Annotated in this window: 7 protein-coding genes and 1 tRNA gene; 4 read left to right on the forward strand and 4 right to left on the reverse strand. The window is 48.0% G+C overall.

Features of this window, described 5'->3' with window-relative positions; translation table 11 throughout:
* Positions 1-131: 131 nt before the first annotated feature.
* A complete protein-coding gene (locus tag FD28_RS05785; RefSeq protein WP_057733524.1) occupies positions 132-869 on the reverse strand; it encodes an SDR family oxidoreductase in 738 nt (245 codons plus the stop codon).
* 107 nt (positions 870-976) lie between these two features.
* Between FD28_RS05785 and FD28_RS05790 the strand changes: the two genes are divergently transcribed.
* Positions 977-1456: a MerR family transcriptional regulator gene (locus FD28_RS05790; protein WP_057733526.1), complete on the forward strand. Its 480-nt coding sequence runs from the start codon at positions 977-979 to the stop codon at positions 1454-1456.
* Positions 1457-1565: 109 nt separating this feature from the next.
* On the opposite strand, the gene argS is transcribed toward FD28_RS05790, so the two are convergent.
* From argS to FD28_RS05805, 3 genes are all read right to left on the reverse strand, one after another.
* Positions 1566-3257: an arginine--tRNA ligase gene (argS, locus tag FD28_RS05795; RefSeq protein WP_057733528.1), complete on the reverse strand. Its 1692-nt coding sequence runs from the start codon at positions 3255-3257 to the stop codon at positions 1566-1568.
* A 311-nt stretch (positions 3258-3568) separates the two neighbouring features.
* Positions 3569-3639 (reverse strand) — tRNA-Gly (locus tag FD28_RS05800).
* Between the two features lie 79 nt (positions 3640-3718).
* The gene (locus FD28_RS05805; protein ID WP_057733531.1) at positions 3719-3949 is read right to left on the reverse strand and encodes a DUF2187 domain-containing protein; all 231 of its coding nucleotides are present in this window, start codon (positions 3947-3949) and stop codon (positions 3719-3721) included.
* Positions 3950-4287: 338 nt separating this feature from the next.
* On the opposite strand from FD28_RS05805, the gene FD28_RS05810 reads away from it, so the two are divergent.
* The 3 genes from FD28_RS05810 to FD28_RS05820 all read left to right on the forward strand — a co-directional run bounded on the left by FD28_RS05810 (position 4288) and on the right by FD28_RS05820 (position 6529).
* On the forward strand, positions 4288-5532 hold the full coding sequence (locus tag FD28_RS05810) for a peptidoglycan recognition protein family protein (RefSeq protein WP_057733532.1): 1245 nt from the start codon (positions 4288-4290) through the stop codon (positions 5530-5532).
* A gap of 65 nt (positions 5533-5597) precedes the next feature.
* Positions 5598-6125, forward strand: coding sequence for a dihydrofolate reductase family protein (locus FD28_RS05815; RefSeq protein WP_057733534.1), 528 nt, complete (start codon positions 5598-5600; stop codon positions 6123-6125).
* A gap of 62 nt (positions 6126-6187) precedes the next feature.
* Entirely contained in the window at positions 6188-6529 is a 342-nt protein-coding gene (locus FD28_RS05820; protein WP_057733536.1) for a YisL family protein, read from the forward strand.
* Positions 6530-6645 lie beyond the last annotated feature (116 nt).

The following is a 6645-nucleotide window of genomic DNA, read 5'->3' on the forward strand; positions in this document are numbered from 1 at the left end:
CCACACGTCTCTGCATATTTATAAAGCAAGTGTACCAAATATTCGTTTTCAACGCAAAAAGAAGCTTCCCAATGAATGGGAAACTTCTTAACAGACCCAGTCGTTTTCAGGCCTTTTTCACGTGATCCAGCTTAGCTATCCTGACGAGTCGCTGCCAAATCAATTTCACGGACATTCACTTCCTGTGGCATGTCGTAAATAAATTTCACGGTTTGGGCAACGTACTTCGGATCTAACGTCAATCCCCCCATGGTGTCCTTCCAGGCCTCGTAGTCCTTCAGGGCCCCGGCATCCGTGACGTGCGTTAGCAATTCCGTCTCGCCGGCACCTGGCGCCACCAGCGAGATCCGGACATTATCGTTGGCCACTTCTTGACGAATTGTTTCCGACAAGCCGTGAACGCCAAATTTGCTAGCAACGTAGGCCGCGTGGTTGGCAAATGCCTTGAAGCCCGCGATCGAAGACATATTGATAATCGTCCCGTGGTGTCGTTCAACCATGGCTGGTAGAACAATTTGCGTCCCATTCAAGACGCCCATCACGTTGGTATCCAACATCGTTTGCCATTCCTTAGGGTCCTGACGTTGCACGTTGCCTAACAGCATGACACCGGCATTATTGATCAAAAGATCTGTCGGACCGTATTGTTTTTCGGCATCCCGAATAGCGGCCTCAAAAGCGGCTTGATCGGTGACATCGACGGCGGCAGTCAACACGTTGTCAAAGTTCAGGGGTAACGCCTTGATCTTATCCACGCGGCGGCCCAATAACAACAAGGGAAAACCCGCGGCGTTGAATAATTTTGCATCTTCCGCGCCAAAGCCCGAGCTCGCACCGGAAATCACAACTAATGGTTTCTTTTCTGACATTTTAAAAATCCTCCTCATTGGTTCTGTAAGTGATTGATTAATGGTAGTATATAATCTAGAGTTAACTCTAAGTCAAGCACTTCATGACCAAAAAGGAGAATCTTTTGATGAGCTATTCAATTGGCGAGGTTGCCGACAAATTGGCAATCAGCCCCTACACGTTACGCTACTACGATAAGGAAGGCCTACTCCCCTTCGTCGATCGCAATGCCGCTGGTCGGCGACGTTTCAAAGACAACGATTTTAACTTCTTAGAGGTGATCATTTGCCTCAAAGAAGCCGGTGTGCCGGTTAAACAGATCGGCCACTTTATCGATTTGTGCATGACCGGCGATGCCACCTTACAGGATCGCTATGATTTCCTAGCCGATCATGAAACCAAATTGGAAGCTAACATGGCACGCCTGCAACACACCCTGGACTTCTTGCGTTGGAAGAAATGGTACTACAAGACCGCTCTGCAAGCCGGCACGGAACGTATCCACTACTTGCCCGGAACCAACCAGGTTGATCCCGCCGTTCACGCCACCTTTAATCAACTGGTTGCGGACGGGGCCAGTCCCAAAACGTTGGGCAATCTGGATTAGTCTCCCGTAAAAAACCATTTTAGAACTAAAAAGGCTGTTGCCCCTGATCAAATTACTCTGATCGGAGACGACAGCCCTTTGCTATATCAAGATTAAGTGTAAATCGGAATTACATTTCGTCTGGTGCCTGAACACCCAACAGACGTAAGGATTCCTTCAGAACCGTTGACACGGCCTTAACCAATGCCAAGCGTGCTGGTAATTCGGCATCTTCCGTCAGGATCTTGGAGTGCGCGTAGTACTTGTTGAACGTCTTAGCTAAACGAATGGCGTATTTGGCAATGACGGATGGTTCCAATTCCTTGCAAGCCATCTTCACCATGGCTGGGAAATCAGCCAACGTCTTGATCGTATCCCAAGCTTCTGGGTCCGTGATCTGATTACCGGCTGGCTGAACGTCAACGTTGGCTGCCTTGCGCAGCATACTTTCTGCACGGGCATGGGCGTACTGGACGTAAGGCCCCGTTTCCCCTTCAAACTTCAGTTGATCGGCCAAGACAAAGTCAATGTTGTTGGTCCGTTCATTCTTCAAGTCACCAAAGACAATGGCCCCAACACCCACTTGTTGGGCAACGGCTTGCTTGTTCGCCAAGCCAGGGTTTTTCTCGTTGATTTCTTCAGCGGCTAATTTTACGGATTCTTCCAAAACCTTGGCCAACAGAATGATCCGGCCAGAACGCGTTGACAATTTCTTACCATCGACGGTGATTAGACCAAATGGCACGTGTTGCAGGTTGTCAGCGGATTTCACGCCCATTTCCTTAAGCACTGCCTTCAATTGCTTGAAGTAGTAGGTCTGTTCGGAACCCACGACGTACAAGTTCTTGGCTGGTGCGTAAGTCCGGTCACGGTAGAGGGCCGTCGCAATATCACGCGTGATGTACAGGGAAGCCCCATCACTCTTCAAAATCAACGCTGGGTTTAGGTCGTACTTGCTCAGATCGACCACTTGGGCGCCTTGCGATTCAACCAGTAAGTGCTTGTCCTTTAAGATCTGAACAACTTCTTCCAGCTTATCGTTGTAGAAGGCTTCACCGTTGTAGGTATCAAATTTCACGCCTAATTCATCGTAAACGTCGTTGAATTCTTGTAGAGAAGCTTCACGGAACCATTTCCACAGGCGGTGGGCTTCTTCGTCACCGTCTTCCAGCTTCTTGAACCATTCCCGGGCCACATCGTCCAGTTCAGGCTTATCGACGTCTTCCTTGTGGAAACGAACGTAGTATTCCACCAGTTTGTTGATGGGATCGGCCTTCACATCGGCTTCGTTCCCCCACAACTTGTAGGCGGTGATGAGCTTCCCAAATTGGGTTCCCCAGTCACCTAAATGATTGTCCTTGATGGGATGGTAACCGTTCTTGGTCAGAATTTCCGCAATGGAATTTCCAATCACCGTTGAACGCAGATGACCCATGGACATGGGCTTGGCAATGTTTGGTGAAGACATATCGATTGGCACGTTACCACCGTTACCATCTTCGTTCTTCCCATAGCTGTCACCAGCCGTCAGAACCGTCTTCAACGTGGCTTCACTGTAGACACCCTTGTCAAAGAAGAAGTTCAGGTAAGGGCCCACGACCTCAACCTTTTCAAAATCAGTCGTATCGAGTTGATCGGCTAAATCTTGGGCAATCTGTTGTGGTGCACGGTGCAGCACTTTAGCCAGCGTAAACGTTGGGAACGCCATGTCCCCCTTGTCAGACGTCTTGGGCCGTTCCAACTTAGCGGCAATCTCATCCGCAGTCAATTGGCCGTCCAGTGCTTTGGCCAACGCAGCAGTCACTGTTTGTTTGTAATCCATGCTAATTTTCCTCCCTATAGGTCACTTCATCGATGACGTTGTGCTCTTAGTTTACATCATTTTACCGGTGGGATAAAAAAACGTCCCCTACAAAAATATTTGTAAGAGACGAGAATTCCCGCGGTACCACTCTGTTTGACTTAAAAGTCCACTTAAATGATCAATTTAATTATCCCAGCCGCTCCGTTCCGCTACTCTGATTACCCGGCTCACAGCCTCCCGGATTCGCTGAAAATCATCACTAACGTACTATTTCGTCTGAGGTGCTTTCGAACAATAAGAAAGACGACCCTAAGGCCGCCCCATTCGAAAGCGGGTGACGGGAATCGGACCCGCGACACAAGCTTGGGAAGCTTGAATTTTACCACTAAACTACACCCGCACAACACAGAAAAGTATAGCATACCATCTGTGAGTTGTCATTATCTTTTTGCAAATAAATTCAAAAAAATTATCAGAAACTAGTTTTTATCCGCTTTGTTGCCCGTAATCTTAGCAGCTGACTTACGCACAACAGCGCGGTTGTTCATGTCCCCGACCGCCGTCTTATCAGCTGGATCGTAGTCCCGAATCTCAACTAAAACTGAATTATCATACACTTTGGTCACTTCACCCGTGAAATCGTGTTCCAGGGGACCAAATTTCTTTGCCGCAACGTAATCGCCAATCTTAATCTCAGTAGTCTCAGCCATTGTTCGTCGCTCCTTTCGTATGCAAATAATAATTATAGCTAAATTCCAGTTTAAGCGCAAGCATCTGCTTCCACCATTTCTGCCACATAAATGTAAGATGTTTGAAATAAACCGTGAATTGCGAACCTTAACGTCGCATTAATCGACTTATCAACGAGAATCCGATTGTTCTTCTAAATATCTACCGACTTCATGTCAAAATTAAGTATTTTCCGAACAACGCCGATAGATTACCCCCTTACTTGTTCAATATTCAATCTTTCGAAAATACGTTATAATCGAGGCGTTGCGTTACATCTTTTTTTAATAAGAGATATTCAGTAGGAGGAGAAGTTATTATGAAGAAATGGCAACGTTGGGCAGTTCGGGGAATTGCCCTCACGGCAGGATGCCTCGGTCTATTCTGGTCAGCCACGACCGCTAGTGCCAATGCGATCAATACCTACATTGGTAATCAGGACTATGGGACACCCAAGATCACCAAATCTTACAAGAAAGTCTTACCACAATATAGTTACCGCTATAATAAGCCGGAGGGGGTCGTGGTTCACGAAACGGCCAACCCCAATTCCAACATTTACGGTGAAATCACCTACATGACCAATAATTATAATAATGCCTTTGTCCACACCTTCGTGGACGCCAGCAACATTATTAACATTGCCAACACGAAATACCTGTGCTGGGGTGCTGGCCCCATAGCCAACCAACGGTACGTTCAATTTGAACAAGTTGAAGTCCACTCCAAAGCGGCCTTCGCTTCCGAACTGAATAACGCTGCTTACTACACGGCATACATTTTAAAGCAATACGGGTTAACCCCTAAGCGTTACACGACGGTTCTCTCCCATCACGATGTCTCTAATCAATTGGGTGGGACGAACCATACCGATCCCGATGGCTACTGGTCAGCCAACGCCAGAAAATACTTTGGCACGACCTACACCATGACGGACTTCGTCAACCTGGTCAAGACCCAATACGCTAACCTCGGTGGTGTTGCCACGGATGATGCCAATACGACGGACGACTCCACACAACACACCGTTGCCAAGCCTAAGACCGTCAGTTACTACCATGGTGGTAACAACGAAACGGCCACCCTCGCCAACAATTACACCAACTGGACCGTTTATAACCACGTTAAGGGCACTAGTGGTGCTAAGAAGATCGGTTGGGGCAAGATCAGTGCCGATTACCGCGGCGCTAAGGTCTACGTTGACAGCCGTGGCGTTAAAAAAGGCGGCTGGAGCGGCACTTGGTACCGGATTCGCTTCAACAAGAACTCTGGTCCCAAATACTGGGTCTACAGTAAGGTCTTGAACTTCCCTAAGGTCACCTATAGTGATGCTAGTGGGACTTCAACCCTGAACACCAGCCAGAATTCAGCGCTCTACAATCACGTTTTAAACTCAAACTACCTGTCCAAAGCGACCGCCAATACACAAGACTTCAAGGCGGGCACGACGGCTAAGATTAACAAAAAAGGCTACAAGGCTACCGACAAGTCAACTTGGTACCGTGTTACCATCGCTGGTAACACGTACTGGGCAAAATCAACGAGCCTTACCGGATTAAACTAATTCAAATTTACGGGAGACGAAACACATTTGGTGGATCGTCTCCCGTTTCTTTAGGAGGATTTGTGATGGGTAAAATTCAATTCTATGGGGCAATGTCCCTCGACGGCTATCTGGCAACATTAGATGACCATATCGATTGGTTAACCACCCTGCCTGACATTCCAGCCGATGTGGGCGCTAACACACTGGCAGCGATGCACACGGCCATTTTGGGACGTGTCACTTACGACGCCGTTCAGGACATGGCCCCGAACGCCCCACTAAACCCACAGAATTCAGCGATGACCAGCTACGTCGTCACCCGGCGGTCACATCATGCGCAACCGGGGTACGTCTTTACCAGCGAGGTGGTCACCACGCTCGCACAACGTTTAAAAGCCGACGGTAATGTCTGGATTGTCGGTGGTAGCGGTATCCTGACACCCCTCCTAGCGGCTAATCTGGTCGATGACCTTTATATTCAAGTTGCGCCCATCTTACTGGGTAGCGGGAAACGCTTGTTTGGTGAGCTCGCACAACCCCACCACTTTCAGTTAACGGCGACGCATCAATATGGACCACTAGCTGAAGTCGTCTATCATCGGAGAAATTAGTTCACTTTCGGCCATTCAATATGGTACGCTTAACTCAAATAGTGCTTAAGGGAGCGGTTACGATGTGGTTAGCCTTACATTTCTGGACCTGGATCATCTTAACGATTCTGGTGATCGTTGGTCTGACCCGTCACTCGGAAAAACGGGTGACGCAATTTTTATTATTAGCAAGACTGGCCTACCTGGTCATGATTATCAGTGGTGTGGTTCTCAGCATCCGCACCTTTGGTCATGCCCCACTGCTGATTAGTCTCAAGTTTGCGCTGGGAATTGCCACCATCGCGCTGATTGAAATCAGCTTTGGCCGCAAGATGGAACGCGATACGCCACACCTGATTTATTGGATTCTGGGGATTGTGGCCTTGATCACGGTTGGTTTGGGATTGACGTTAGCCTTTAGATAATGATGGCGACGATCAAAAATGGATTCGGAGCAGAACTCAAAAATCGGTTATTTCAGAAATGGGTTCTAAAATATCTGTTGTTGGTAATCAATCTATTTGATTACTGGCAGCAGATA

Origin of the sequence: Levilactobacillus hammesii DSM 16381 (genome assembly GCF_001434395.1) — a bacterium.
Classification (GTDB): Bacteria; Bacillota; Bacilli; order Lactobacillales; family Lactobacillaceae; genus Levilactobacillus; species Levilactobacillus hammesii.

Excerpts from the sequence above, each read along its gene's own strand:
- FD28_RS05820 (WP_057733536.1), top strand. The coding sequence starts at position 6,188 with ATGTGGTTAGCCTTACATTTCTGGACCTGGATCATCTTAACGATTCTG.
- FD28_RS05785 (WP_057733524.1), bottom strand. The coding sequence starts at position 869 with ATGTCAGAAAAGAAACCATTAGTTGTGATTTCCGGTGCGAGCTCGGGC.
- argS (WP_057733528.1), bottom strand. The coding sequence starts at position 3,257 with ATGGATTACAAACAAACAGTGACTGCTGCGTTGGCCAAAGCACTGGAC.
- FD28_RS05815 (WP_057733534.1), top strand. The coding sequence starts at position 5,598 with ATGGGTAAAATTCAATTCTATGGGGCAATGTCCCTCGACGGCTATCTG.
- FD28_RS05810 (WP_057733532.1), top strand. The coding sequence starts at position 4,288 with ATGAAGAAATGGCAACGTTGGGCAGTTCGGGGAATTGCCCTCACGGCA.
- FD28_RS05790 (WP_057733526.1), top strand. The coding sequence starts at position 977 with ATGAGCTATTCAATTGGCGAGGTTGCCGACAAATTGGCAATCAGCCCC.
- FD28_RS05805 (WP_057733531.1), bottom strand. The coding sequence starts at position 3,949 with ATGGCTGAGACTACTGAGATTAAGATTGGCGATTACGTTGCGGCAAAG.